At 66.1% G+C, this 23,012-nt stretch carries 23 protein-coding genes and 1 pseudogene; 14 read left to right on the top strand and 10 right to left on the bottom strand.

The annotated features are described in order from the left end of the window. Positions 1 to 44 precede the first annotated feature (44 nt). Positions 45 to 1,031, top strand: coding sequence for an aldo/keto reductase (locus V6W80_RS05805; RefSeq protein WP_338546161.1), 987 nt, complete (start codon positions 45 to 47; stop codon positions 1,029 to 1,031). A gap of 46 nt (positions 1,032 to 1,077) precedes the next feature. On the opposite strand, the gene V6W80_RS05800 is transcribed toward V6W80_RS05805, so the two are convergent. Beyond that, positions 1,078 to 1,386, bottom strand: coding sequence for a DUF2288 family protein (locus V6W80_RS05800; RefSeq protein WP_017642420.1), 309 nt, complete (start codon positions 1,384 to 1,386; stop codon positions 1,078 to 1,080). A gap of 214 nt (positions 1,387 to 1,600) precedes the next feature. Between V6W80_RS05800 and V6W80_RS05795 the strand changes: the two genes are divergently transcribed. The 5 genes from V6W80_RS05795 to V6W80_RS05775 all read left to right on the top strand — a co-directional run bounded on the left by V6W80_RS05795 (position 1,601) and on the right by V6W80_RS05775 (position 6,490). Next, on the top strand, positions 1,601 to 2,722 hold the full coding sequence (locus tag V6W80_RS05795; RefSeq protein ID WP_017642421.1) for a branched-chain amino acid ABC transporter substrate-binding protein: 1,122 nt from the start codon (positions 1,601 to 1,603) through the stop codon (positions 2,720 to 2,722). 114 nt (positions 2,723 to 2,836) lie between these two features. Next, complete coding sequence (gene livH, locus V6W80_RS05790; RefSeq protein WP_017642422.1) at positions 2,837 to 3,760, top strand: high-affinity branched-chain amino acid ABC transporter permease LivH; 924 nt, start codon at positions 2,837 to 2,839, stop codon at positions 3,758 to 3,760. Further along, entirely contained in the window at positions 3,757 to 5,013 is a 1,257-nt protein-coding gene (locus V6W80_RS05785) for a high-affinity branched-chain amino acid ABC transporter permease LivM (RefSeq protein ID WP_064307298.1), read from the top strand. The genes livH and V6W80_RS05785 overlap by 4 nt, the downstream gene beginning before the upstream one ends. Beyond that, on the top strand, positions 5,010 to 5,777 hold the full coding sequence (gene livG, locus V6W80_RS05780; protein ID WP_017642424.1) for a high-affinity branched-chain amino acid ABC transporter ATP-binding protein LivG: 768 nt from the start codon (positions 5,010 to 5,012) through the stop codon (positions 5,775 to 5,777). The genes V6W80_RS05785 and livG overlap by 4 nt, the downstream gene beginning before the upstream one ends. 11 nt (positions 5,778 to 5,788) lie before the next feature. Then, positions 5,789 to 6,490: an ABC transporter ATP-binding protein gene (locus tag V6W80_RS05775; protein WP_017642425.1), complete on the top strand. Its 702-nt coding sequence runs from the start codon at positions 5,789 to 5,791 to the stop codon at positions 6,488 to 6,490. Positions 6,491 to 6,938: 448 nt separating this feature from the next. On the opposite strand, the gene V6W80_RS05770 is transcribed toward V6W80_RS05775, so the two are convergent. Further along, a complete protein-coding gene (locus V6W80_RS05770; protein WP_064307300.1) occupies positions 6,939 to 7,850 on the bottom strand; it encodes a LysR family transcriptional regulator in 912 nt (303 codons plus the stop codon). A 98-nt stretch (positions 7,851 to 7,948) separates the two neighbouring features. Here V6W80_RS05770 and V6W80_RS05765 point away from each other — a divergent pair, with 98 nt between their 5' ends. The 3 genes from V6W80_RS05765 (at position 7,949) to V6W80_RS05755 (ending at position 12,027) form a co-directional block, all read left to right on the top strand. Further along, positions 7,949 to 8,548, top strand: coding sequence for a short chain dehydrogenase (locus V6W80_RS05765; RefSeq protein WP_017642427.1), 600 nt, complete (start codon positions 7,949 to 7,951; stop codon positions 8,546 to 8,548). A gap of 60 nt (positions 8,549 to 8,608) precedes the next feature. Then, positions 8,609 to 9,289 (top strand): hypothetical protein, encoded by a 681-nt coding sequence (locus tag V6W80_RS05760; protein ID WP_338546159.1) that lies wholly within the window; start codon positions 8,609 to 8,611, stop codon positions 9,287 to 9,289. A gap of 176 nt (positions 9,290 to 9,465) precedes the next feature. Continuing rightward, entirely contained in the window at positions 9,466 to 12,027 is a 2,562-nt protein-coding gene (locus V6W80_RS05755; RefSeq protein ID WP_338546158.1) for a bifunctional diguanylate cyclase/phosphodiesterase, read from the top strand. Positions 12,028 to 12,050: 23 nt separating this feature from the next. Here the strand turns inward: V6W80_RS05755 and V6W80_RS05750 are convergent, their stop codons facing one another. Together V6W80_RS05750 and acs are read right to left on the bottom strand one after the other, a co-directional pair. Then, a complete protein-coding gene (locus V6W80_RS05750) occupies positions 12,051 to 13,013 on the bottom strand; it encodes a GlxA family transcriptional regulator (protein ID WP_338546156.1) in 963 nt (320 codons plus the stop codon). A gap of 283 nt (positions 13,014 to 13,296) precedes the next feature. Further along, positions 13,297 to 15,255, bottom strand: coding sequence for an acetate--CoA ligase (gene acs / locus V6W80_RS05745; RefSeq protein WP_017642431.1), 1,959 nt, complete (start codon positions 15,253 to 15,255; stop codon positions 13,297 to 13,299). Positions 15,256 to 15,418: 163 nt separating this feature from the next. On the opposite strand from acs, the gene V6W80_RS05740 reads away from it, so the two are divergent. After that, complete coding sequence (locus V6W80_RS05740) at positions 15,419 to 15,769, top strand: 4a-hydroxytetrahydrobiopterin dehydratase (protein WP_173148483.1); 351 nt, start codon at positions 15,419 to 15,421, stop codon at positions 15,767 to 15,769. Between the two features lie 13 nt (positions 15,770 to 15,782). Here V6W80_RS05740 and V6W80_RS05735 read toward each other — a convergent pair whose 3' ends face one another. The 3 genes and pseudogenes from V6W80_RS05735 to V6W80_RS23970 all read right to left on the bottom strand — a co-directional run. Next, positions 15,783 to 16,196: a VOC family protein gene (locus tag V6W80_RS05735; RefSeq protein ID WP_017642433.1), complete on the bottom strand. Its 414-nt coding sequence runs from the start codon at positions 16,194 to 16,196 to the stop codon at positions 15,783 to 15,785. Between the two features lie 69 nt (positions 16,197 to 16,265). Further along, entirely contained in the window at positions 16,266 to 16,964 is a 699-nt protein-coding gene (locus tag V6W80_RS23975; protein ID WP_430707802.1) for a methyl-accepting chemotaxis protein, read from the bottom strand. Positions 16,965 to 17,150: 186 nt separating this feature from the next. Then, a pseudogene (locus V6W80_RS23970) lies at positions 17,151 to 17,210 on the bottom strand (hypothetical protein); the annotation flags it as partial. Between the two features lie 1,462 nt (positions 17,211 to 18,672). Between V6W80_RS23970 and V6W80_RS05725 the strand changes: the two are divergent. Beyond that, a complete protein-coding gene (locus V6W80_RS05725; RefSeq protein ID WP_017642435.1) occupies positions 18,673 to 18,894 on the top strand; it encodes a hypothetical protein in 222 nt (73 codons plus the stop codon). Between the two features lie 2 nt (positions 18,895 to 18,896). After that, positions 18,897 to 19,349, top strand: coding sequence for a GNAT family N-acetyltransferase (locus V6W80_RS05720; protein ID WP_017642436.1), 453 nt, complete (start codon positions 18,897 to 18,899; stop codon positions 19,347 to 19,349). Here V6W80_RS05720 and V6W80_RS05715 read toward each other — a convergent pair. Beyond that, positions 19,346 to 19,561 (bottom strand): DUF3820 family protein, encoded by a 216-nt coding sequence (locus tag V6W80_RS05715; RefSeq protein WP_173148479.1) that lies wholly within the window; start codon positions 19,559 to 19,561, stop codon positions 19,346 to 19,348. The two genes, V6W80_RS05720 and V6W80_RS05715, sit on opposite strands and share 4 nt — an antisense overlap. A 122-nt stretch (positions 19,562 to 19,683) precedes the next feature. On the opposite strand from V6W80_RS05715, the gene V6W80_RS05710 reads away from it, so the two are divergent. Beyond that, positions 19,684 to 20,490 (top strand): SDR family NAD(P)-dependent oxidoreductase, encoded by an 807-nt coding sequence (locus tag V6W80_RS05710; RefSeq protein WP_017642438.1) that lies wholly within the window; start codon positions 19,684 to 19,686, stop codon positions 20,488 to 20,490. A 91-nt stretch (positions 20,491 to 20,581) separates the two neighbouring features. Here V6W80_RS05710 and V6W80_RS05705 read toward each other — a convergent pair whose 3' ends face one another. After that, on the bottom strand, positions 20,582 to 20,773 hold the full coding sequence (locus V6W80_RS05705) for a hypothetical protein (protein ID WP_338546151.1): 192 nt from the start codon (positions 20,771 to 20,773) through the stop codon (positions 20,582 to 20,584). Between the two features lie 183 nt (positions 20,774 to 20,956). On the opposite strand from V6W80_RS05705, the gene V6W80_RS05700 reads away from it, so the two are divergent. Beyond that, the gene (locus V6W80_RS05700) at positions 20,957 to 21,649 is read left to right on the top strand and encodes an aspartate/glutamate racemase family protein (protein ID WP_093250421.1); all 693 of its coding nucleotides are present in this window, start codon (positions 20,957 to 20,959) and stop codon (positions 21,647 to 21,649) included. Here the strand turns inward: V6W80_RS05700 and V6W80_RS05695 are convergent. Then, positions 21,646 to 22,947, bottom strand: a complete 1,302-nt coding sequence (locus V6W80_RS05695; RefSeq protein WP_242455137.1) for a leucine-rich repeat-containing protein kinase family protein — start codon at positions 22,945 to 22,947, stop codon at positions 21,646 to 21,648. The two genes, V6W80_RS05700 and V6W80_RS05695, sit on opposite strands and share 4 nt — an antisense overlap. Positions 22,948 to 23,012 lie beyond the last annotated feature (65 nt).

Below are 23,012 nucleotides of genomic sequence, written 5' to 3'. Positions count from 1 at the left end.
TCCTGGCTAGAGTGAAGCCTCATCCATCTGACGAGGAATCCCTCATGCAACAGCGTCGCTTGGGCCAGCAGGGCCCCTTGGTATCGAGCCTTGGTCTGGGCTGCATGGGCATGTCCGATCTTTATGGCGCCGCCGACCGTGGCGAGGCCATCGCCACCGTCCAGGCCGCCCTCGAACGTGGCGTCACCCTATTCGACACCGGTGACTTCTATGGCATGGGCCACAACGAACTGCTGCTGGGCGAAGCCCTGCGCGGTCGGCGCGATCAGGCGCTGATCAGCGTCAAGTTCGGCGCCCTGCGCGGTCCGGGCGGCGAGTGGCTGGGCTACGACACCCGGCCGGCGGCGATCAAGAATTTCGTCGCCTACAGCCTCAAGCGCCTGGGGGTGGACCATATCGACATCTATCGTCCGGCGCGACTGGATCGCCAGGTGCCCATCGAGGACACCATGGGCACCCTCGCCGAATTGGTGCAGGCTGGCTACATCCGCCATATCGGCCTCTCGGAAGTGGGGGCCGAGACCCTGCGGCGAGCAGCGGCCGTGCATCCGGTCTGCGACCTGCAGATCGAGTATTCGCTGGTTTCGCGCGGCATCGAGGCGGAGATCCTGCCGACCTGCCGCGACCTGGGCATCGGCATCACCGCCTATGGCGTGCTCTCCCGGGGTCTGCTCAGCGGCCACTGGCGCCAGCCCGCCGGCAGCGGTGACTTCCGCGCCCATAGTCCGCGCTTTCAGCCGGGCAACGTGGAGCGCAACCTGGCGTTGGTGGAAGGTCTGCAACAATTCGCCGAACGCCGGGGCACCACCCCTGCCCGGCTGGCGGTCGCCTGGGTCGCCGCCCAGGGCGACGACATCGTGCCCCTGGTCGGTGCCCGCCGCCGCGATCAGCTGGACGAATCCCTCGGTGCGCTGGCGGTGACCCTGAGCGCCGCGGACCGTGCCGAGCTGGAACGGCTGCTGCCGCCAGGCGCGGTGGCCGGCGATCGCTACGGCGAACACCAGCTCCGCGATCTCGACAGCGAACGCTGAGTCACGCCCGCCAGCCAACGGCCCGCCTTGCGCGGGCCTTTGCGTTTCAGCGCTCGGCCGGACGCTCCTGCATCAGCACCCAGGGCGCGACCACCACCGCCCACAGGGCCACCGCCGGCGCTTCCAGTCGGCGGCGCGCCCGGTCTTCGTCGACCTTGGCCAGCTGGCCCTGCTGCAGCCACAGCCCCACCCGGGCGGCATCGTCCTGGGTCACGGCGATGGCCGCCTCGATCAGGTCCAGCTCCGGTGCCACTTCCAGCAGCACGCCCCGCGCAAAATGCGGTTGCAATTCTTCCCAGCCGATGGCGGCAGTCTGCCCGAGCAGGGTGGCGTAGCGCGTTGCGTGATCGGTCATGGTGCAGGCCTCGCGAAAAGGGCGGATTCTACCGGTGCCCTCTTCGCTTGCCGAGCGCCCGGACGCACGGTCGACAAGTCCGACAAGTTGTCGTCGCCAGCTTTCCAAGACGAACAGACGGTGATTAAACTGCGCAGCGCGTCATATAGAACAAAATCGGCACACTTTCGCTTCCAACTGCCTCATTAATAAAAGCATTCCGAGTGGAGCACTCATGAAAAAGGCAACTCTGCGTTTCTCCCGTCTGATCGCGGCCCTGGCCCTGGCCGGCATGGCCAGCCACACCCTGGCAGCCGACACCCTGAAGATCGGTCTGGCCGGCCCCAAGACCGGTCCGGTCGCCCAGTACGGTGACATGGAGTTCATTGGTGCTCAGATGGCCATCGAGCAGATCAACAAGGCTGGCGGCGTCAAGGGCAAGCAGCTCGAAGGCGTGATCTACGACGACGCCTGCGATCCCAAGCAAGCCGTGGCCGTAGCCAACAAGATCGTCAACGATGGCGTCAAGTTCGTCGTCGGTCACCTCTGCTCCAGCTCGACCCAGCCCGCCTCCGACATCTATGAGGACGAAGGCATTCTGATGGTGACTCCGGCGGCCACCAGCCCCGACATCACCAACCGTGGCTACAAGCTGATCTTCCGCACCATCGGCCTGGACAACATGCAGGGCCCGACCGCCGGCAAGTTCATCGTCGAGCACGTCAAGCCCAAGGTCGTCGCCGTCATCCACGACAAGCAGCAGTACGGCGAAGGCATCGCCACCGCGGTCAAGCAGACCCTGGACAAGGCCGGCATCAAGGTCGCCATGTTCGAAGGCATCAACTCCGGCGACAAGGACTTCTCCTCGCTGATCGCCAAGCTCAAGCAGGCCAACGTCGACTTCGTCTACTACGGCGGCTACCACCCCGAGCTGGGTCTGATCCTGCGCCAGGCGGCCGAGAAGGGCCTGACCGCCAAGTTCATGGGTCCGGAAGGCGTGGGCAACAGCTCCATCTCCGCCATCGCCGGCAAGGCCTCCGAAGGCCTGCTGGTCACCCTGCCGCGCTCCTTCGACCAGGATCCCAAGAACCAGGCCCTGGTGCAGGCGTTCAAGGACAAGAAGCAGGATGCGAGCGGTCCCTTCGTGTTCCCCTCCTACGCCGCCGTGCAGGTCATCGCCCAGGGCATCGAGAAGGCGGGCGACGAGAAGCCCGAGGACGTGGCCAAGGCACTGCGCAGCAACACCTTCAACACCCCCACCGGTGAGTTGGCGTTCGACGAGAAAGGCGACCTGAAGAACTTCGAGTTCGTGGTCTACGAATGGCACGCCGACGGCTCCAAGACCGAAGCCAAGTAAGCCCTGCCTGTAACACCGGAGCCCACCGCCAACGGCGGTGGGCTTCGTTTATCCGCCTCCATCCGAGGCCTGGGACCCGCACCAGAAGTGCACTTGGGTCCCCTGGAGACACCCATGCCCGAGTTCTACCATTACCTGCAACAGCTGGTGAACGGCCTCACGGTCGGCAGCACCTATGCCCTGATCGCCATCGGCTACACCATGGTCTACGGCATCATCGGCATGATCAACTTCGCCCATGGCGAGGTGTACATGATCGGCTCCTACGTGGCCTTCATCGCCATCGCGGGCCTCGCCATGCTGGGCATCCACAGCCTGCCCATCGTCATGCTCGCCGCCTTCGCCGCCAGCATCGTCATCGCCAGTGCCTATGGCTACAGCATCGAACGCATCGCCTATCGCCCCCTGCGTGGCGGTAACCGGCTGATCCCGCTGATCTCGGCGATCGGCATGTCGATCTTCCTGCAGAACTGGGTGCTGCTGGCCCAGGATTCCAAGGACAAGTCGATCCCCAACCTGCTGCCGGGCAACTTCATCATCGGCACCGACGCCATGAATGGCGTGGTGATCTCCTATGTACAGGTGCTGATCTTCATCGTCACCCTGCTCACCATGTTCGGCCTGACCTGGTTCATCTCCCGCTCCCGCCTGGGCCGCGCCTGCCGCGCCTGCGCCGAGGACATCAAGATGGCCAACCTGCTGGGCATCAACACCAATGGCATCATCGCCCTGACCTTCGTCATCGGCGCCACCCTGGCCGCCGTGGCCGCGGTGCTGCTGGGCATCCAGTACGGCGTGATCAACCCGAGCCTGGGCTTCCTGGCCGGCATCAAGGCCTTTACCGCCGCCGTGCTCGGGGGCATCGGCAGCATCCCCGGCGCCATGCTCGGCGGCCTGGTGCTGGGCGTGGCCGAAGCCTTCGGTGCCGACGTCTTCGGTGACCAGTACAAGGACGTGGTGGCCTTCAGCCTGCTGGTACTGGTGCTGCTGTTCCGCCCCACCGGCATCCTCGGTCGCCCGGAGGTGGAAAAGGTATGAGTGCCCGTCTGCGAACCGCCTTCTTCAGCGCCCTGCTGGTGCTGGCCGTCGCCTATCCCATCCTCGGCCTCAAGCTGGAAACGGTCGGCGTCAACCTCGAAGTGCACGGCGCCACGCCGCGTACCCTCTGGATCGTGGCCCTGGCCGCGGTGCTGATGTTCGTCTGGCAGCTTGTGCGTGATCCGCTCACCGCCGGCTGGCGTAACCGCGGCGGCCTGCAGCTGCCGGTTACCGGCCTGGGCACCAAGCTCACCGAACCCAAGACCCAGCGCTGGGTGATCCTGGCCCTGGTGCTGGTCGCCCTGGCGTGGCCCTTCTACGGCTCGCGCGGCGCGGTGGACATCGCCACCCTGATCCTCATCTACGTGATGCTCGGCCTCGGTCTGAACATCGTGGTGGGCCTGGCCGGCCTGCTCGACCTGGGCTACGTCGGCTTCTATGCCGTCGGCGCCTACACCTACGCCATGCTCTCCCACTACTACGGCCTCGGCTTCTGGGTCTGCCTGCCGCTGGCGGGGCTGATGGCGGCGCTGTTCGGCTTCCTGCTCGGCTTCCCGGTGCTGCGCCTGCGCGGCGACTACCTGGCCATCGTCACCCTGGGCTTCGGCGAGATCATCCGCATCCTCCTGCGCAATCTCACCGAATGGACCGGCGGCCCCAACGGCATCAGCGGCATCGACAAGCCGACCCTGTTCGGCCTGACCTTCGAGCGCCGGGCACCCGAGGGCATGACGCCCTTCCACGAGTATTTCGGCATCCCCTACAACTCCGAGTACAAGGTGATCTTCCTTTATTTGATCGCCCTGCTGCTGGTGCTGCTGACCCTGTTCGTGATCAACCGCCTCTTGCGCATGCCCATCGGCCGCGCCTGGGAAGCCCTGCGCGAAGACGAGATCGCCTGCCGCGCCCTGGGTCTGAATCCCACGCTGATCAAGCTCTCGGCCTTTACCCTGGGCGCCTGCTTCGCCGGTTTCGCCGGCAGCTTCTTCGCCGCCCGCCAGGGCCTGGTATCGCCGGAGTCCTTCACCTTCATCGAATCGGCCATCATCCTGGCCATCGTGGTGCTGGGCGGCATGGGTTCCCAGCTCGGCGTGATCCTCGCGGCGATCGTGATGATCCTGCTGCCGGAGCTGATGCGCGAATTCAGCGAATACCGCATGTTGATGTTCGGCCTGCTGATGGTCGTGATGATGATCTGGCGTCCGCAAGGCCTGCTCCCGATGCAACGCCCGCACCTGGAGTTGCGCAAATGAGCCAAGCCCTTCTCGATGTTTCCGGCCTGTCCATGAGGTTCGGCGGCCTGCTGGCCGTCAACGGCGTCAACATCCGCGTGGAGCAGGGCCAGGTGGTCTCGCTGATCGGCCCCAACGGCGCCGGCAAGACCACCGTGTTCAACTGCCTGACCGGCTTCTACCGTCCCAGCGGCGGGGAGATCCTGCTCAACGGCGAGGCCATCCAGGGCCTGCCTGGGCACAGGATCGCCCGCAAGGGCGTGGTGCGCACCTTCCAGAACGTCCGCCTGTTCAAGGAAATGACCGCGGTGGAGAACCTGCTGGTCGCCCAGCATCGCCACCTCAACACCGGCTTCCTGGCCGGCCTGTTCAAGACCCCGGCCTTTCGCAAGAGCGAGGCCGAGGCCATGGACTACGCGCGCTTCTGGCTGGAGCAGGTCAACCTCACCGAATTCGCCAACCGCAACGCCGGCAACCTCGCCTATGGCCAGCAGCGCCGTCTGGAAATCGCCCGCTGCATGATGACCCGCCCGCAGATCCTCATGCTCGACGAGCCGGCCGCCGGTCTCAACCCGCGCGAGACCGAGGACCTCAAGGCGCTCATCGCCCTGCTGCGCGCCGAGCATGGCGTGACCGTGCTGCTGATCGAGCACGACATGCACCTGGTGATGAGCATTTCCGACCACATCGTGGTGATCAACCAGGGCACCCCCCTGGCCGACGGGACGCCGGAGCAGATCCGCAACAACCCCGACGTGATCAAGGCCTACCTGGGCGAATCCTGATGGAGACCACCATGCTGCAGTTCGACAACGTCTCCACCTTCTACGGCAAGATCCAGGCGCTGCATGGCGTCAGCGTGCAGGTGAACCGGGGCGAGATCGTCACCCTGATCGGCGCCAACGGGGCCGGCAAGTCCACCCTGCTGATGACCCTCTGCGGTACCCCGCGCGCCCACGGCGGCAGCATCCGCTACGAGGGCGAAGAACTGGTCGGCCAGGAAACCGCGCAGATCATGCGCAAGGGCATCGCCGTGGTGCCGGAAGGCCGCCGAGTGTTCGCCCGCCTGACCGTGGAAGAGAACCTGGCCATGGGCGGCTTCTTCACCGAGAAAGACGGCTACGACCGTCAGCTGGACAGGGTCCTCGGCCTCTTCCCACGCCTCAAGGAGCGCTATGCCCAGCGCGCCGGCACCATGTCCGGCGGCGAGCAGCAGATGCTCGCCATCGGCCGGGCGATGATGAGCGAGCCGCGCCTGCTGCTGCTGGACGAACCCTCGCTGGGGCTGGCGCCCATCATCATCCAGCAGATCTTCGAGATCATCGAACAGCTGCGCCAGGATGGGGTGACGGTGTTCCTGGTCGAGCAGAACGCCAACCAGGCGCTCAAGCTGGCCGACCGCGGCTACGTGCTGGAGAACGGCCGCATCGTCATGCAGGACAGCGGCGCCGAACTGCTGGCCAACCCGGACGTGCGCAAGGCCTATCTGGGCGGTTGAGTCCTACTCCAATCGCGGCCATGGCGGTCCGCCGATGCCACCGCTCTTGCTGTGGATCTCATCGCGGCCATGGGCCGCTCCTACGGTTGCCTGTAGGAGCGGCCCATGGCCGCGATAGCACGTAGGTTAGGTTGAGACGGCTCCACCGTCGAAGCCCAACGGTGCCTGCTCGAATTCCGGCTCTGTTGGGCTTCGCTACGCTCAACCCAACCTACGGCGGATCGACCGTAGGTTGGGTTGAGACGGCGCCATCGTCGAAGCCCAACGGTGCCTGCTCGAATTCCGGCTCTGTTGGGCTTCGCTACGCTCAACCCAACCTACGGCGGATCGACCGTAGGTTGGGTTGAGACGGCGCCACCGTCGAAGCCCAACAGTGCATGCTCGAACTCCAGCTCTGTTGGGCTTCGCTGCGCTCAACCCAACCTACGGTGATGTACAGGCACCGCACCTACCCCAACGCCTCCAACCGCTGCCGACTGCGCTCGAACCAGTCGCTCAGGGCTTCCGCCACCACCCGCGTCCGCTTGGGCAGGCCGCCCTGGTAGGGGTGCACCAGAAACAGCGGCTGGCTGGGCGTGCGCCAGTCCCTGAGCAGCCAGACCAGTGCACCGCTGGCCAACTCCTCGTGCACCATGAACGACGGCAGCCGGGCGATGCCCTGCCCGGCCAGGGCTGCCTGCTTGAGCAGGCTGTAGTGATTGCAGGCCAGGCTGGGCGCCACCTGGACACGACCGAGGCGGTGATCGCGGTGATAGAGCCAGACCTCGCCCTCGGCATAGTGATTGTTCACCAGGCAACGGTGATCGAGCAGCTCCTCGGGCACCTGCGGCAACTCATGCGCGGCCAGGTAGGCGGGCGCGGCGCAGGTCACCTCCTGCATGGCGAACAGTGGGCGGGCGACCAGGCGCTCGTCCGGCTCCACCCGCGCACGGATCGCCAGGTCGAAGCCCTCGGCCACCAGGTCGCGGTAGCCATTGTCCAGCACCAGGTCCAACTGGATGGCGGGATGGGCGGCGCGGCAGGCCAGCAGCACCTCGAAAAAGGTGTAGCCCAGGGACACCGGCACGGTCAGGCGTACCGGACCGACGGCCTCCTCCTGCAGCCGGGCCACGCTCTGCAGGGCCCGCTCACGCTGGCGCACCAGCGCCTGGGCCTCGGGCAGCAGGGTGCGCCCGGCGGCGGTGGGATCGAGGCGGCGGGTGGTGCGGTGCAGCAGGCGGGTCTCCAGCCGTACCTCCAGCGCGCGGATGCGCTTCGACAGCTGCCCCTTGCTGCAGCCCAGGCGCTCGGCGGCACGGGTGAAGCTGCCGCTTTCACAGAGGATGGCGAAGGCGGCGAGATCGGCGAAGTCGTCCTGCATCGTTTCCTCCAGGAAACACTGGATTGCCATTCCGGTGATTTATCAGGGCAATGCGCCATTCTAGGCTGAGGACTCCTTTCCCTTCACGGAGTCGTCCCATGAAAATCATCCTCGTCGGTGCCAGCGGTACCCTGGGCAGCGCCATCGCCGAACGCCTCGGTAGGCGCCACGATTTGGTGCGGGTCGGTCGCCACTCGGGCGATCTCCAGGCGGACATCACCCAGCCGGACTCCATCCGTGCCCTGTTCGCCAAGGTCGGCCGCTTCGATGCCCTGGTCAGTGCCACCGGCGCCCTCGCCTTCGCACCTGTGACCGAATTGACCCAGGCCGACTTCCAAGTCGGCCTGAGCAGTAAACTCATGGGCCAGGTCAACCTGGTGTTGCTGGGCCAGGCCCAGGCGTCCGACGGTGCCTCCTTTACCCTCACCAGCGGCATCGTGAGCGAACATCCCATCCACCAGGGCAGCGCGGCGGCCATGGTCAACGCGGGGCTGGAAGGTTTCGCCCGAGGTGCCGCCATCGAGCTACCACGCGGCCAGCGCCTGAATGTGGTCAGCCCCACCGTGGTAGAAGAGTCCCTGGCGCACTATGGCGACTTCTTCCTCGGCTTCAAGGCCATTCCCGTCGCCGAAGCCGCCCGCGCCTACGAACGCAGCGTAGAAGGACGAGAAACCGGCAAGACTTATCGCGTCTGGTAAGTCCTTGAGCTCCCGACGTTGTCTGAGTAACGTGTGCCCACCTCAGTCGGGAGTCCCGCGATGCCAGCGCCGCGTTCCATCTTTCCCCTTGCCCTGCTCGGCCTCCTCGGCGGTTGCAGTCTGTTCCAGAGCGACGACACCCCGCGTGCACCGGGCGGCGAACGCCTGCAGGGCGATCTGCGCTGGAGCGGTGACCAGCTGCTGTTCCGCCCCTGCCGGGAACAGCGCTTCTTCGACGTCACCGACGCCAACAACACCGCCATCCTGCGCGATGCCCACGAACTGGCCGCCGACAGCGGTGCCGCGTCGCTGTTCGCCGATCTGCGCGGCAAGCTCAAGTCCGGCGGTCGCGATGGCGCCCAGGGCGTGTTCGCCGTCACCGACGTCTACCGCGTGCAGTACAGCGGTCCGGGTTGCAGCGATCCCAACTTCAAGCGCACCGCCATGAACGCCGGTGGCCATGGACCGGACTGGAGCGTCCAGGTCAGCAACCAGGGCATGCTGGTCAGTACCGCCGGCCAACAGCGCCGCGCCCTGCCCTTCGTGCAGGAAGAATTGCCCGGCGGCATGCGCGCCCTGTCCACCGAGGCCAATGGCGAGAAGGTCGAGTTGTGGATCAATCCGCGCCGCTGCGTGGACGGCCGTACCGGCACCGTGCAATCGCTGCAGGCCGAATTGCGCATCAATGGCCAGACCTGGCAGGGCTGCGCCTTCTACGGCGGTGCCGGCAACCCCACCTAGCCCGGATGTTCGCGCGTTGCTTAGCGCGATCCCCTTAGCATCTCGCGCTTTACGTTTAGCGTCGCGCGCCCTCAGGGGCTAGTCTAGCGACGGCAAGGATTCACCCGCTTCGCTTGGCCGCCCCCGGGTCCGATCAGGCGAAGGCACAGGAACGCTCATCTAGCCAGGGTCCAGGCATGCCTACCTCTCCAGCGTCCCGTAGCGCCTCTCCGCGCCGACGGGGCCATACCGTCCTCCTGCGGCTGTTCCCAGCGCTTTGCGTACTGCTCCTGGGCCTTATCGGCCTGGGCTGCTACCTGCTGGTCGACAATGCCGTGCGCCAGGATGCCACCGTCGCCCAGCACACCGAGCGTGCCGTCGGCCGCACCTTCACCCGCCTCGACGAAGAGGTGGCCCGCAACCTGATCGACTACAGCAAATGGGACGAGGCCTATCGCCGCCTTCACCTGGAGCTGGACCACGACTGGGCCTACGACCAGGGCAATCTCGGCGAATCGCTGTACCGGGTCTATGGCTACGAAGGGGTGCTGGTGTTCGACAGCCAGGATCGGCCCCGCTATCGCCTGCTCGAAGGGCAACTGGCCGATCCCGCTACGCCCTGGCTGCAGGGCGACATCGCTGGTCTGCTGGCGGCGGCGCGCAGCGTCGATGCCCGCGCCGGCAGCGTGTCTGGCGTCCTCAACGTGGCCGGCACGCCGGCGCTGGTGGCCGCCGCGGCCATCACCCCGGGTGACCAGCCCGGCGTCCGTTCCCTGGATACGCCGGCTTCGGTACTGGTCTTCGTCAATGTGCTGAGTCCCGCCCGGCTGGCGACCCTGAGCGAAGCCAACAACCTGCCACCGCTCGGCATCACCACCGATCCGGTCGGGAGTCGCGCCAGCTGGCAACTGCCCGGCTCCAGCTATCAGTTGACCTGGCGTCCGCCGCGTCCGGGGCTGTGGCTGATGCAGCAGACCCTGCCGCTGTTCGGCGGCGGGGTGTTGATCCTGCTGCTGGGACTGATCTGGCTGTTTCGCCAGGCGCTGCTGTCGATGCGCCAGCTGGATACCCAGTACGATGACCTGCTGGCCAGTCGCAGCGAACTGGCCATTGGCGAGCGACGCTTCCGCGACATCGCCGAGGCCACCTCGGACTGGCTGTGGGAGGTCGATGCCGGTCTGCGCCTGGTCTATGTCTCGGAGCGCTTCGCCGAGGTCACCGGGGAAGCCGCCGACCGCTGGCTGGGACGGCCGCTCAACGAACTCCTGACACCCCACGCCGATACCCTGGCGCACTGGCTGGCCGGCCATGCCCACGACCGCAAACCGAGACCCCCGCTGGTCTGCCACTACCTGGATGGCAGCGGTCGCGAGCGCACCTGCCGGGTGGCCGCCCGGGCCATTCCCGAGGGTGGCTATCGTGGCACCGTCACCGACCTCACCGACGAGATCGAGGCCCTGGCCCAGGTCCAGCACCTGTCCTGGCACGACCCCCTCACCGGCCTGCCCAATCGCCACCGCCTGCACCAATTTCTCGCCACCCACCTGGAGGGCCCGGAGCCCCGTCCCCTGGCCCTGCTCAGTCTCGACCTGGATAGGTTCAAGACGGTCAACGACGCCCTCGGCCATGCCGCCGGCGATCAGGTACTGCAGGAGGCGGCGCAGCGTCTGCGGCAGAACGTGACCGCCACCGATCTGGTGGCGCGTCTGGGCGGCGATGAATTCTGCGTGGTGCTCAGCGGCGAACGCGAGCCGGGCGCCATCGCCGACCTCTGTCGACGGCTGGTGGAGCAGCTGCGGCAGCCCTTCCGCCTCGGCGAGCAGCGCATCTTCATCGGCAGCAGCCTGGGCGTGGCCCTGGCGCCGCGGGATACCAGCATCCCGGCCGAGTTGTTGCGCCTGGCCGACATCGCCCTCTACCAGGCCAAGGCCGCTGGCCGTGGCACCTGGCGCTTCCACGAACCGGCCATGAACGAACAGGTGCTGTTGCGCCGGCAACTGGAACAGGACCTGCGCCAGGCCCTGCGCGACGACCGTCTCAGTCTCTACTACCAGCCGCGGCGCAGCCTCGCCGACGGCAGCCTGCGCGGCTTCGAGGCGCTGGTGCGCTGGGAACACCCGACCCAGGGCTTGTTGGAGCCGCTGGACTTTTTGGCCTTGGCCGAAGACGCCGGACTCGCCCAGCGCCTCGGCCGCTGGGTGCTGGAGACCGCCTGCCACGACGCCCAGGGCTGGCCGGAACGGCTCTCGGTGTCGGTCAACCTGTCGCCGCAGCAATTCCACGCCAACGAGGATCCGGTGCAGACCGTGGCCGAGGCGCTCTACCAGAGTGGCCTGGCCGCCCCGCGCCTGGAACTGGAACTTACCGAGCGCACCCTGCTGGACCCCGCGGCCGATGTGGCCAACACCCTGAGCGCGCTCAAGGGCCTGGGCGTACGGCTGTGCCTGGACGACTTCGGTTCCGGCCTCTGCTCCCTGGCCTATCTGCGCCGCTATCCGCTGGACGGCATCCGCCTGGACCGCAGCCTGATCGCCCGGCGCAACCACGCGCCGGAAGACAGTGCCCTGGTCCGCGCCATGATCGATCTCGGCCGCTCGCTGGGGTTGACGGTGACCCTCAAGGGCGTGGAAGACGCCGAGCACCTGCGCCAGCTGCAGCACCTGCCGGCGGACGAGATCCAGGGATTCCATTGCGGCGCGCCCCTGCCGGCTGATCGGCTGGGCGCCTGGCTGGACGAAGGGGTGGCCGAGCCGCTGTGAGCTGAAGGGGGTGCGCCGGGCGCCTAGCGCTCGGCCACCATGCTGCCCTCGCCCGCCGCGCCACGGCGCTGGTTGCGGTCGTCGCGGGGGGTGACACCAAAGAAGTTGCGATAGGCGCTGGAGAAATGCGGTCCCGACGAGAAGCCGCAGGACAGGCCGATCTGGATGATGGACTTGCTGGTCTGGGTGAGCATCTTGCGCGCCCGGTTCAGGCGCAATTCCAGGTAGTACTGGCTGGGCACCCGCGCCAGGTACTGCTTGAAGATCCGCTCCAGTTGCCGACGGGACACGCAGACGTGCTGGGCGATCTCGTCGGTGGTGAGCGGCTCTTCGATGTTGGCCTCCATCAGCATGACCGCCTGGGTCAGCTTGGGATGACTCGACCCCAGCCGGTTCTTCAGCGGAATGCGCTGCCGCTCGCTGCCTTCGCGCAGGCGCTCGACGATCAGCTCCTCGGCGATGGTGCCGGCCTGCTCCGCGTCGCGATCGCGGCCGATCATCGCCAGCAGCAGATCGAGGATGGCCAGGCCGCCACAGGCGGTCAGGCGATCGCGGTCCCACTCATAGAGGTGGTGAGTGGCGATGACCTTGGGAAACTGCTCGCTGAATTCCTCCAGCCAGCGCCAGTGCACGGCGGCGCGATGACCGTCGAGCAGACCGAGCTGGGCGAGGATGTGCACCCCGGCGGAAAAGCCTCCCAGCACCACTCCGGCCCGGGCGGTCTGACGCAGAGCCGCGGCCAGGGGTAGCGGCAGCGTCAGCGAAGGTTCGTCGGCCAGCACGAAAAGGCGATCCAGGCGTTCCAGCTGCCCTTCCCAGTGGCCACCCGGCAGGCGCGGCTGCAACTCGCTGCCGGCCTGCAGAAAGCGCACCTCGTAGGGTGTATCGCTCGAATGGCGAGCGGCGAGTTCCAGCGCTTCCTCGACCAGGCCCACGGTCAGCGGACGAACGTCGGGCCATAGCAGAAAGGCGATGCGGATGGTCATCTAACGTCTGGCTTCCTGTCGAGAGCGGCGGGGGCGGACCGATCCGGGACCGCGCGCCATGAAACCCTTGTGGGGTGGCACGCATGGTACGCCGGAGTAGTGCCCCTGTCCCAGCCTTTGCCCGGGTAGCGGACCGATGCGCCCTCCGGTCCGCCGGCTGGCGCGATTCTAGCCCCGCCTGGCTGGCCAGGGCTTCTGCCCTGGCGACAAGTCTTTACAGGGATGCCAAAAACGAACCGCCCGCGACCGGAGACGGACGCGGGCGGCTGCTGGTGGACGATGATCAGGCGACGGCCTGGCTCATCTGCTGGTGAGTCCCGACCAGATGCTGCACCACCCCCGGATCGGCCAGGGTGGAGATGTCGCCGAGGGAGTCGTATTCACCCACGGCGATCTTGCGCAGGATGCGTCTCATGATCTTGCCGGAACGGGTCTTGGGCAGCCCCGGCGCCCACTGGATGACGTCGGGCGTGGCGATGGGGCCGATCTCCTTGCGCACCCACTGCTTGAGTTCTTGACGCAGGGCCTCGTTGCCCTCCTCGCCCTGGTTGAGGGTGACGTAGACATAGATGCCCTGGCCCTTGAGGTCATGGGGCATGCCCACCACCGCGGCTTCGGCGACCTTGGGATGGGCCACCAGGGCGCTCTCGATCTCGGCGGTGCCCATGCGATGGCCGGAGACGTTGAGCACGTCGTCGACGCGACCGGTGATCCAGTAGTAGCCGTCTTCGTCGCGGCGGGCGCCGTCACCGGTGAAGTACATGCCCTTGAAGGTCTTGAAGTAGGTGTCGACGAAGCGGTCGTGGTCGCCATAGATGGAACGCGACTGGCCCGGCCAGGAATCGAGGATCACCAGGTTGCCTTCCACGGCGCCGTCGAGCAGGTTGCCTTCGTTGTCCACCAGCGCCGGCTGGATGCCAAAGAAGGGACGGGTCGCCGAACCGGGCTTCTGGCCGATGGCGCCGGGCAGCGGGCTGATGAGGATGCCGCCGGTCTCGGTCTGCCACCAGGTGTCGACGATGGGGCAGCGTTCCTGGCCCACGGTCTTGTAGTACCAGTGCCAGGCCTCGGGATTGATGGGCTCGCCCACCGAACCGAGCAGGCGCAGGCTGCTGCCGTCGACGCCCTGCATGGCGGCATCGCCCTGGGCCATCATGGCGCGGATGGCGGTGGGCGCGGTGTAGAGGACGTTGACCTGGTGCTTGTCCACCACCTGGCCCATGCGGGTGACGTCCGGGTAGTTGGGCACGCCCTCGAACAGCAGGGTGGTGGCGCCATTGGCCAGGGGGCCGTAGACGATATAGCTGTGACCGGTGATCCAGCCGACGTCGGCCGTGCACCAGTAGACCTCGCCGGGGCGATAGTCGAAGACCCGCTCGTGGGTCAGGGCGGCATAGGTCAGGTAGCCACCGGTGGTGTGCAGGATGCCCTTGGGCTTGCCGGTGGAGCCGGAGGTATAGAGGATGAACAGCGGCGCCTCGGCGGACATCTCCTTGGGCTCGCAGTGTTCCGGGGCCACCGAGGTGATCTCTTCGTACCAGACGTCGCGGTGGCGGTGCCAGGCGATGTCGGCACCGGTGCGCTTGCAGACGATCACCTTGTGCACCGAATGGGTGGCCGGATTGGTCAGGGCTTCGTCGACATTGGCCTTGAGCGGGATCTTGCGACCGCCGCGCACGCCTTCGTCGGCGGTGATCACCAGCTTGGACTGGCAGTCGCTGATGCGGCCGGCCAGGGATTCGGGGGAGAAGCCGCCGAACACCACCGAGTGCACCGCGCCGATGCGGGCGCAGGCCAGCATGGCGACCACGGCCTCGGGGATCATCGGCATGTAGATGGTCACCACGTCGCCGCGGTGGATGTCCTGGCCGCGCAGGGCGTTGGCCAGCTGGCAGACCTCGCGATGCAGTTCGCGGTAGGTGATGTGACGGCTGTCGGCCGGATCGTCGCCTTCCCAGATGATGGCGGTCTGGTCGCCACGGGTTTCCAGGTGGCGATCCAGGCAGTTGTAGGAGGCGTTCAGGGTGCCGTCGGCAAACCACTGGATGTCGACGCGATGATCGTCGAAGGAGGTCTGCTTGACCCGGCTGAAGGGCTTGATCCAGTCCAGGCGCTGGGCCTGTTCGCGCCAGAAGCCATCCGGGTTGAGGATGGACTGCTGGTACAGGCGACGATAGGTGACTTCATCGGTCAGGGTCCGGGAAGCGACTTCCGCGCGGACCGGGTAGAAGGCGGCACTCATGGGACGATCTCCTCGGCGGGAAACTGTTGTTCTTGTTGCCTTCCGTTGTACGGCGCGCACCGGTTTCGAACCATTCGACCATGGTCGGACGGGGCGCCGGGAGCTGACCGACGGGTCTGTTACCCTTGCCCCTTCATGACTTTCTTCCCCCAAGGAGCGCCCCATGGCCGATCTCGCCCATTCCCATTGCGTCCCCTGCCGCTCCAGCGAGCCGGCCCTGAGCGCGGCCGCCAGCACCGAGCTGCTTAAGGCGGTCCCCGGCTGGACGCTGGTAGAACGCGAAGGGATTGCGCGCCTGGAACGCCGCTATGCCTTCGGCAACTTTCTCGAAGCCCTGGACTTCACCAACCGGGTCGGCCGCGAGGCGCAGGACGAAGACCATCACCCGGCCCTGCTCACCGAATGGGGCGCGGTGACGGTGAGCTGGTGGACCCACAACATCGGCGGCCTGCACCGCAACGACTTCATCATGGCCGCCCGTACCGACGCGGTCGCCCTGGCCGCCCAAGGCTAGACCGGCCAGCGCCTCAGGCGCTGGCCTCGACCAGTCCTTCGGCGTGCACGAAGCACAGCTTGTTGCCTTCCGGATCCCGGCAATAGGCGGCGTAGAAGTCCGCACCGTAGCCAGGGCGCACCCCGGGTGCGCCTTCGTCGCTACCGCCCGATTGCAATGCCCGGTGCCAGGCGGCCTCCACGGCCTGGCGCGACGGCGCGGCGAAGCTCACCTGCACGCCATTGCCCCAGGACGCGGGCAGGCCGTTGAAGGGAATCTGCACATAGAATTGCGGCCAGGGGCGACCCTGCCGCTGCCAGCCGCAGCCAGGAGGACCGCCGTCGTCCTCGACGGGCATCCGCACGAAACCAAATTCACGCAGAACGGCATCGTAAAAATCGACCAAGCGTTCCAGGTCGCGTGCACCTAGCTGGATGTGACTGAACATGAGCGGTACCCGTTGACTTCCCATCCGCCAACACCATACCGCTCTTGCGAGTCCGTCAAGCTACGGCGATCAAGCGCTCACCTTGAACCTGTTGGCGAGCCGCTCCAGTGTGCACACTGCCCCACCGGTCAACTGCGCACTCTGATGCGCCGCGGTACTGGACTGATGAACACTGGCCGCCAGGCTGCCCATGACCCTGAATCGCTGCCCGTTCTCCAGAGTTCCAGCGGTGAGCTTGTCGATGGTGATGAACAGTTGTTGCAACACCTGTTGAACCTCCTGCCTGTCTTCTGCAGCGGCCAAGGCCAATTGCAGGCCCGATTTCAGCTGTTCAATGCTGCTGTCCATGATGGCCACGGCGTCCTCGGTTCGACGCTGCATGTTGCTGATCATGTCGGCGATCTCTCCCGTGGAACGTGAGGTGCGATCAGCCAATTGCCGGACTTCATCGGCAACCACGGCGAAGCCCCGGCCACTTTCGCCCGCACGCGCCGCCTCGATGGCGGCGTTGAGGGCAAGCAGGTTCGTCTGATTGGCGATGGCGTTGATTACCGTCACGACCCGGCCGACTTCACTGGCGCTGTCTTTCACCTGCTTGATGGTGACGGTGGCCTCCTGTACCGAACGCTGGATATCGCTGCTGCTGCTCTGGACCTCCTGAAACTGCTTACGCGCCTCCTGTGCAGCTGTTCGTACCTGGGCGCGCATGACCTCCACCTCCGTCCCCGCCTCTTCCAATTCCTTCACCTGACTGCCGAGCGTCTGCATGCCCAACTCGAGTGACGAGCGCAGCCGCTGAGACTCATTCAATGAACGCTGGCTGGTTCCCTGCAGCTGGCTGTTGGCCTGTTCGATGTCACTACTGGTCATGACCACCTGCCCCACCATTTGGCCAAGGCTGTCGATCAGGCTGTTGATCCACTGGGCCACCAACGAGATTTCGTCGGGCCGCTCGTTTTGGGCCGGCAACCGCTCGGTGAGATCGCCGCCGCCTTCGGCGATGGTTCGCAGCATTTGGCTGGTCTTCCTGAGTCTGTTTATCAGCGGTCTGCTGACGCGCGCACTGAACAGGACCGTACCCGCCATCGCGCTCGTGACTACGGCTGCACACTGCGCGACCAGCCCCAGGTTCAGTTTGGAACAAGTCAGCAGCGGTAGCAGACTGCAGCAGAGCGAGGTCACCAAGAAGTGCAGGTTGAGGCGGTATCTCAGGCTGCGATAGCGAAAGACTTCCTCCAGATCCGCTTCGCACATCATGCCCCAACGATCAGGCGATCCTGGCAGTGAAAAGGTGATGCCTCGTCCGACCACGGGCACATGACGGTAATCGGCATACCCCGGATAGTCGACGAAGAGGTTTTCACCGTGGCGGATGGTCTCGCGAATGCCGGGATGGAGCTGACCCGTGGCGGGATCGTTGAAGACGATCTCGAATTCGGTATGGTTGCGGATCCGGACGTCACCGAAGGCAGTGCGGACCCCACTCTTCAGATTTTCCCCCTTGGAAAAGGTCGAATCCTCGAACCGCGAACGCGACAAGGCGATACCCGGCTTCAGGTTAGGATCGAACCGCGATTCGACCATGAAGAGATAGTTGTCGCCTGAATCCTGATAGATATGCCCCGCTTCGCGCTGGATCAGATCACCGAGCACATCATTGGGAATACGCACGATCAATGCACCCTGCTGATCTCCACAGCGGGCCGGCTCGTAGAACATTAGGGTGACCGCATCGTGAAACTTCGAGGACGTCCGCCCTAACGCCTCCGTCACCGGATCCACATAAGGGCCATGGAGGAACCGCTGGGTCAGTCCGTTGCGTACCGCATCCTTGTGCAGATCGCAACTACCAATGCGGCTGGTCTTGGTGGAAACTATCACCTCGCCTTGGGCATCGATGAACGCTATCTCGCTCGCGTCCCGGATAACCTGTTGCTTGGCCGCCAGCAGGGCGGGTACCTCTTCCCCAGACAGGTCTGTGATGGCCGCCTTCAAGGTCCGTAAATGTTCCCAGATGCTTTCCGCCCAGGTCTGCAGTAGATCGCGACGAGTGTTGGCGAAGCTGACGAATGTGGCCTCCAATTCAGATTGGCGATCCCGGTTCAAGCAAGCGGCCCACCTGCGCACAAGCTTGCTATTGGTACCCAGCCAGGGCAACCAGGCGCGCTCCTCGGGTGTCAGCGCCATGGGTTTGGAATATTGCGTGGAGCTATGCATACAGACACCTCCTCGAGTGGGACATCATCGCGAGATGCAGTGCAATCAAAAGGCCATCAATCGAAACCGCCTGTCTCCTGTTTGAATCCGCTCAGCCTGGATGTGTAGGATCCGCAAGGCGTCTTGGGTGCCAAAGTGGTGCGAATCGAGATTTCCACGGTGAAATGAGACCTACATCGATGCACAAAAAACCTCTTAAACCCTTGATATAGAGCCTTTCCAAGCCTGAACGGCCACTACTGGAGTCCTCCTCTCCGTGATGGATAAAAAGCTAAGTCGCCTGACCAAGATAGGTCTGGTCTTCTTCATCCTCGGCCTGCTAGGCGTGGCCTTCGCCCTTTACGGTCTCTACCAGGGGCCCCGCCCTGCCGACCCCGGCGCGATCCGCAGCCTGCTGTTCGCAGCGGGGCTGCAGTTGACCGGCTACGTGCTGCTCAATCGCAATCGCTTCCGCTTCATGTTCGGCCGGCGCAAGGACTGAGCATGGCCATCCAGTGGATCTGCCGCGCCGCCCCGGCGCTGACTACCGCCGAGCTCTACGCCGCCCTGGTCCTGCGCGCCCGGGTCTTCGTGGTGGAGCAGCAGTGCGTCTATCCCGATCCCGACGGCCTGGATCTGGCGGACGACGTCTGGCACCTGTTCGGTTGGCGCGACGACCAGTTGCACGCCTACCTGCGCCTGCTGGGCTCCGTACGCGATGAAGTGGTGATCGGTCGGGTGATCGTCGCCCCCGAGGGCCGCGGCAGCGGTCTGGGCCATCTATTGCTGGCGGAAGCCTTGCGCGTCTGCGCCGAGCGCTGGCCCGGACGTTCGTTGTTCCTCTCCGCCCAGGCTCATCTGCAGGCCTACTATGGCCGCTATGGCTTCACGCCCTGTTCAGGGGTGTACGACGAGGACGGCATCCCCCATGTCGACATGCATCGCGCGGCGGACTAACGGCGACGGCGCAGCGGATCGAGCAGCGGCTTGAGGCCGTTGTGGTCGATCTCCTGCATCAGCGCCAGCAGCCGGCCCAGTTCACCGGGCGGAAAGCCGCTGCGGGCGAACCAGTTGAGGTAGTGGCCCGGCAGGTCGACCAGCAGGCGGCCGGCGTACTTGCCATAGGGCATGGCCCAGGTCACCAGGGCTTCCAGGTCAGCGGGTTGCATCGCTTGTCTCCTCCAGACGGCCTGGCGATTATGCCATGCCGTCAGGGGTCAACCGTCGGCCGCGGGGAGCACTGCGCCTCCGCGACGATCCCAGCTACACCAGGTCTGCAGAGGATTTCCGCATGAGCAATGTTACCCGGCCACTGGCCGCCGTCACCGGTGCCTCCAGTGGCATCGGCTTCGAACTGGCCAAGCAGCTGGCCCGCCATGGCCACGATCTGCTGCTGGTCTCCCGCGGTGATGGGCTGGACGCCGCCGAGCGCGAATTGCGTGCCCTGGGGGTCAAGGTCTGGAGCCATGCGGCCGATCTGCGCACCGCCGTAGGCGTGGAAGAGACCTATAGATTCCTGCGCCGCCAGGGCCGTCCGCTGGACGTCGTGGTGCTCAACGCCGGCGTCGGCCTGGGCGGCGCCTTCGTTGGCCAGACGCGGCTGGAAGACGAGATGGCGCTGATCCAGCTCAATGTGATGTCCACCGTGCACCTGGCCAAGCTGGTGTTGCCGGACATGGTCGCCGCCGGTCGCGGCCGGGTGCTCTTCACCTCGTCCATCTCGGCCACCGCGCCGATTCCCTTCGAGGCCGTCTACGGCGCTTCCAAGGCCTTCATCAATTCCTTCGCCTTCGCCCTGCGCAACGAACTCAAGGACAGCGGCGTGACCCTCACGGTGCTCATGCCCGGCCAGACCGATACCAACTTCTTCCACCGCGCCGGCGAGGACGACACCAGTGTGGGTGCCGGGCCCAAGAACGATCCGGTCCAGGTGGCCGCCCAGGGCTACGCCGCCCTGATGCAGGGCCTCGACCATGTCTATGGCGGCGGCCCCGAGGTGCAGCACGAGGGCGAGGTGCTCAATCGGGTGGAAAGCGAAGCCCAGAAGGCCGAGCGTCATCGCGCCTGGTCGGAGCCGGGCTCGGCGGAAAAGGACTAGCGGCCCTCATGCCAGGCGCTGGCAGACGCCGCTGGTGACGTCAGGCGAGGCGTCACGGCCAAGGCCCCGCCTGATATCCAGATAGCCGCCTCTAGTTGACCGGCGTGGCCCCAGGTGTGCCGCACTTGGCGAACCTGCCCTGGCTGTCCTTGCATTGCGCCGCCTTGGTCTTGGCTGTGTCGCATTTGACGAACTTGCCGTGAGCGTCGCGGCAGGGCGCCGCCTGGACGCTGGCGGCGGCGAAGAGGGTCAGGGCTACCGTGGTGAGCAACGCTTTGAGCATGACGATCACCTTCAGGGCCGGGAGTGGCCCCTTGAAGCGTAGCGGAAGCCAGTGCAGTCGCCACCTGCCCGGCCAAAGCCGCGGCCAGGACCACTGTATGCCTAGATCCGGTCGCGACTGCGTCTCTTCAGAGGCCCTGCCTGCCAGGCAAGATAAGCCCTCGCGAATAACGGGAGACACGCCATGCGCACCCTTGGCCTGCTGGGCGGCATGAGCTGGGAAAGCTCGGCTCACTACTATCGCATCCTCAATGAAGAAGTCCGGCGCCGGCTGGGCGGCAGTCATTCGGCAGCCTGCCTGCTGCTGTCGGTGGATTTCGCCGAGATCGCCGCGCTGCAGCATGCCGGCGACTGGACGGCGCTTGGTCAGCGTCTACAAGGCCATGCGCGGCAACTGGCTGCCGGCGGCGCCGAGGCGCTGGTGCTCTGTACCAACACCATGCACTGCCTGGCAACGGAGATCGAGGCAGCCACGGCGCTGCCGTTGCTGCACATTGCCGACCCCACGGGTGCGGCGATCCGCGCCCGGGGCCTGCGGACTGTCGGCCTGCTGGGCACCGCCTTCACCATGGAACAGGCCTTCTATCGCGAGCGGCTGACGGCACACTTCGGTCTGGAGGTCCTGGTGCCCGAAGCGACCGCGCGCCAGACCGTGCATCACGTCATCTATGACGAGCTGGTACGTGGCGAGGTGCGCCCCGAGTCGCGGACAGCCTATCGCGCGATCATCGCCGAGCTGGTCGCCCAGGGGGCCGAAGGCATCGTGCTCGGTTGCACCGAGATCATGCTGCTGGTGGACCAGGGCGACAGCGCGGTGCCGCTGTTCGACACCACGCGACTGCACGCCCTGGCCGCCGTGGACTGGGCGCTGGACTAGCCCTGCAGCCGCTGCGCCACCTCGGCCAGCAGGGGGCGCGCATCGAGATCGGGTTGCTGGCACTCCGCGGCCAGGGCCGCCAACGCTGGATCGACCGGCTCGCTGCACCGCGTCAACCACTCTTCCAGCAGGATGCCGAAGGCACGACTCTCGAAGCGCTGCAGGCGCGCGGCTTGCGCAGCGTCCTCAGGGAGCAGCGAGGCGCCCCCGAAGTCGCCCAGCAGGCAGCGCGCGCCACCGTCCCAGAGGATGTTGTGGGCATAGAAGTCACCATGGACCAAGCCGTGGCCATGCAGGTGCGCCAGGGCGCTGGCCATGCCGCCGGCCATCTCACGTACGGCGGCGGCGGTAAAGCGGGTGTCTTCCGGATAGACGTCACGGCTGCACGTAGTGAAGCTGGGCGGTCCGGCCAGGTTGCCGAAGGCCGGCTCCACCAGTTCCAGCACCAGGCCGCTGCGCTGCTCGGGATGCTCGGCCAGATCGCCGAGGGCCCCGATCAGCCAGGGATGGGTGCCGGCGCTGAGGCTGGCGGCGCTTTCGCTTTCCGGGGTGCCATCGCTGGTCATGCTGCCCTTGAACAGCTTGACGGCGACCTCGCGCGGCCCCGTGGGCGACTGCCAGCGCGCCTGGTGGATGATGCCGGAGGCGCCCTCCCCCAGCCGCTCGCCCAGCGCCAGGTCGCTCCAGGCGATGCGTTGTTGCCGCGCCGCCTGGGTGCGCACCGCGCGCTCGCGCTCGGCCCCCAGGGGATTGTCGCCATAGGCCAGCCAGGTCAGCCGGGGCAGCGCGAGAATGGCCGGGGGCAGCGTCGCGAAGCGATTCGCCGACAGCCGCAGCAGCTCCAGTTGGTGCAGGTCGGCCATGCTCGCCGGCAAAGCCTCCAGCCGGTTGCCGGCCAACATCAGTTTTTGCAGCGCCGGTCGTTCACCCAGGGCAGCGGGCACCTCGGCGATGCGGTTGTCGGTCAGGATCAGCCAGCGCAGGCGCGGTGGCAGGGCCGCAGCACTCACCCGCTCCAGCTGGCAGGCCTTGAAGCCGATCATCTCCAGGTTGGGTAGCGTACCCAGCACCTCCGGCAACTCGGTGAAGGGATTGCCCGAGCAGAAGAGAATGCGCAGCCGGTGCAGTCGGCCCAGGTCGGCGGGCAGGCGGGTCAGCCGATTGCCCGACAGGTCGAGGATTTCCAGGCTGTCGGCCAGGCTATAGAGCTCTTCGGGGAATTCGGTCAGGTCGGCGCGCAGGGTCAGGCGCGTGGCCCCGGCCAGTTCGCCGGCACGCAGCCGGGCTAGGGTATCCATCATGGCAAAGCGACTCTCACGGTCTGGAAAAACCGGCATCCGGCCGGTGATGGCGCGGACGTTAG

The sequence above is a fragment of the Pseudomonas benzopyrenica genome, from assembly GCF_036884265.1.
Classification (GTDB): domain Bacteria; phylum Pseudomonadota; class Gammaproteobacteria; order Pseudomonadales; family Pseudomonadaceae; genus Chryseomonas; species Chryseomonas benzopyrenica.
The sequence above is the reverse complement of the archived record's forward strand: the minus strand, read 5'-3'. Positions and strand labels throughout refer to the sequence as shown.

Excerpts from the sequence above, each read along its gene's own strand:
- V6W80_RS05805 (WP_338546161.1), top strand. The coding sequence starts at position 45 with ATGCAACAGCGTCGCTTGGGCCAGCAGGGCCCCTTGGTATCGAGCCTT.
- V6W80_RS05800 (WP_017642420.1), bottom strand. The coding sequence starts at position 1,386 with ATGACCGATCACGCAACGCGCTACGCCACCCTGCTCGGGCAGACTGCC.
- V6W80_RS05795 (WP_017642421.1), top strand. The coding sequence starts at position 1,601 with ATGAAAAAGGCAACTCTGCGTTTCTCCCGTCTGATCGCGGCCCTGGCC.
- livH (WP_017642422.1), top strand. The coding sequence starts at position 2,837 with ATGCCCGAGTTCTACCATTACCTGCAACAGCTGGTGAACGGCCTCACG.
- V6W80_RS05785 (WP_064307298.1), top strand. The coding sequence starts at position 3,757 with ATGAGTGCCCGTCTGCGAACCGCCTTCTTCAGCGCCCTGCTGGTGCTG.
- livG (WP_017642424.1), top strand. The coding sequence starts at position 5,010 with ATGAGCCAAGCCCTTCTCGATGTTTCCGGCCTGTCCATGAGGTTCGGC.
- V6W80_RS05775 (WP_017642425.1), top strand. The coding sequence starts at position 5,789 with ATGCTGCAGTTCGACAACGTCTCCACCTTCTACGGCAAGATCCAGGCG.
- V6W80_RS05770 (WP_064307300.1), bottom strand. The coding sequence starts at position 7,850 with ATGCAGGACGACTTCGCCGATCTCGCCGCCTTCGCCATCCTCTGTGAA.
- V6W80_RS05765 (WP_017642427.1), top strand. The coding sequence starts at position 7,949 with ATGAAAATCATCCTCGTCGGTGCCAGCGGTACCCTGGGCAGCGCCATC.
- V6W80_RS05760 (WP_338546159.1), top strand. The coding sequence starts at position 8,609 with ATGCCAGCGCCGCGTTCCATCTTTCCCCTTGCCCTGCTCGGCCTCCTC.
- V6W80_RS05755 (WP_338546158.1), top strand. The coding sequence starts at position 9,466 with ATGCCTACCTCTCCAGCGTCCCGTAGCGCCTCTCCGCGCCGACGGGGC.
- V6W80_RS05750 (WP_338546156.1), bottom strand. The coding sequence starts at position 13,013 with ATGACCATCCGCATCGCCTTTCTGCTATGGCCCGACGTTCGTCCGCTG.
- acs (WP_017642431.1), bottom strand. The coding sequence starts at position 15,255 with ATGAGTGCCGCCTTCTACCCGGTCCGCGCGGAAGTCGCTTCCCGGACC.
- V6W80_RS05740 (WP_173148483.1), top strand. The coding sequence starts at position 15,419 with ATGGCCGATCTCGCCCATTCCCATTGCGTCCCCTGCCGCTCCAGCGAG.
- V6W80_RS05735 (WP_017642433.1), bottom strand. The coding sequence starts at position 16,196 with ATGTTCAGTCACATCCAGCTAGGTGCACGCGACCTGGAACGCTTGGTC.
- V6W80_RS23975 (WP_430707802.1), bottom strand. The coding sequence starts at position 16,964 with ATGCAGACGCTCGGCAGTCAGGTGAAGGAATTGGAAGAGGCGGGGACG.
- V6W80_RS05725 (WP_017642435.1), top strand. The coding sequence starts at position 18,673 with ATGGATAAAAAGCTAAGTCGCCTGACCAAGATAGGTCTGGTCTTCTTC.
- V6W80_RS05720 (WP_017642436.1), top strand. The coding sequence starts at position 18,897 with ATGGCCATCCAGTGGATCTGCCGCGCCGCCCCGGCGCTGACTACCGCC.
- V6W80_RS05715 (WP_173148479.1), bottom strand. The coding sequence starts at position 19,561 with ATGCAACCCGCTGACCTGGAAGCCCTGGTGACCTGGGCCATGCCCTAT.
- V6W80_RS05710 (WP_017642438.1), top strand. The coding sequence starts at position 19,684 with ATGAGCAATGTTACCCGGCCACTGGCCGCCGTCACCGGTGCCTCCAGT.
- V6W80_RS05705 (WP_338546151.1), bottom strand. The coding sequence starts at position 20,773 with ATGCTCAAAGCGTTGCTCACCACGGTAGCCCTGACCCTCTTCGCCGCC.
- V6W80_RS05700 (WP_093250421.1), top strand. The coding sequence starts at position 20,957 with ATGCGCACCCTTGGCCTGCTGGGCGGCATGAGCTGGGAAAGCTCGGCT.
- V6W80_RS05695 (WP_242455137.1), bottom strand. The coding sequence starts at position 22,947 with ATGGATACCCTAGCCCGGCTGCGTGCCGGCGAACTGGCCGGGGCCACG.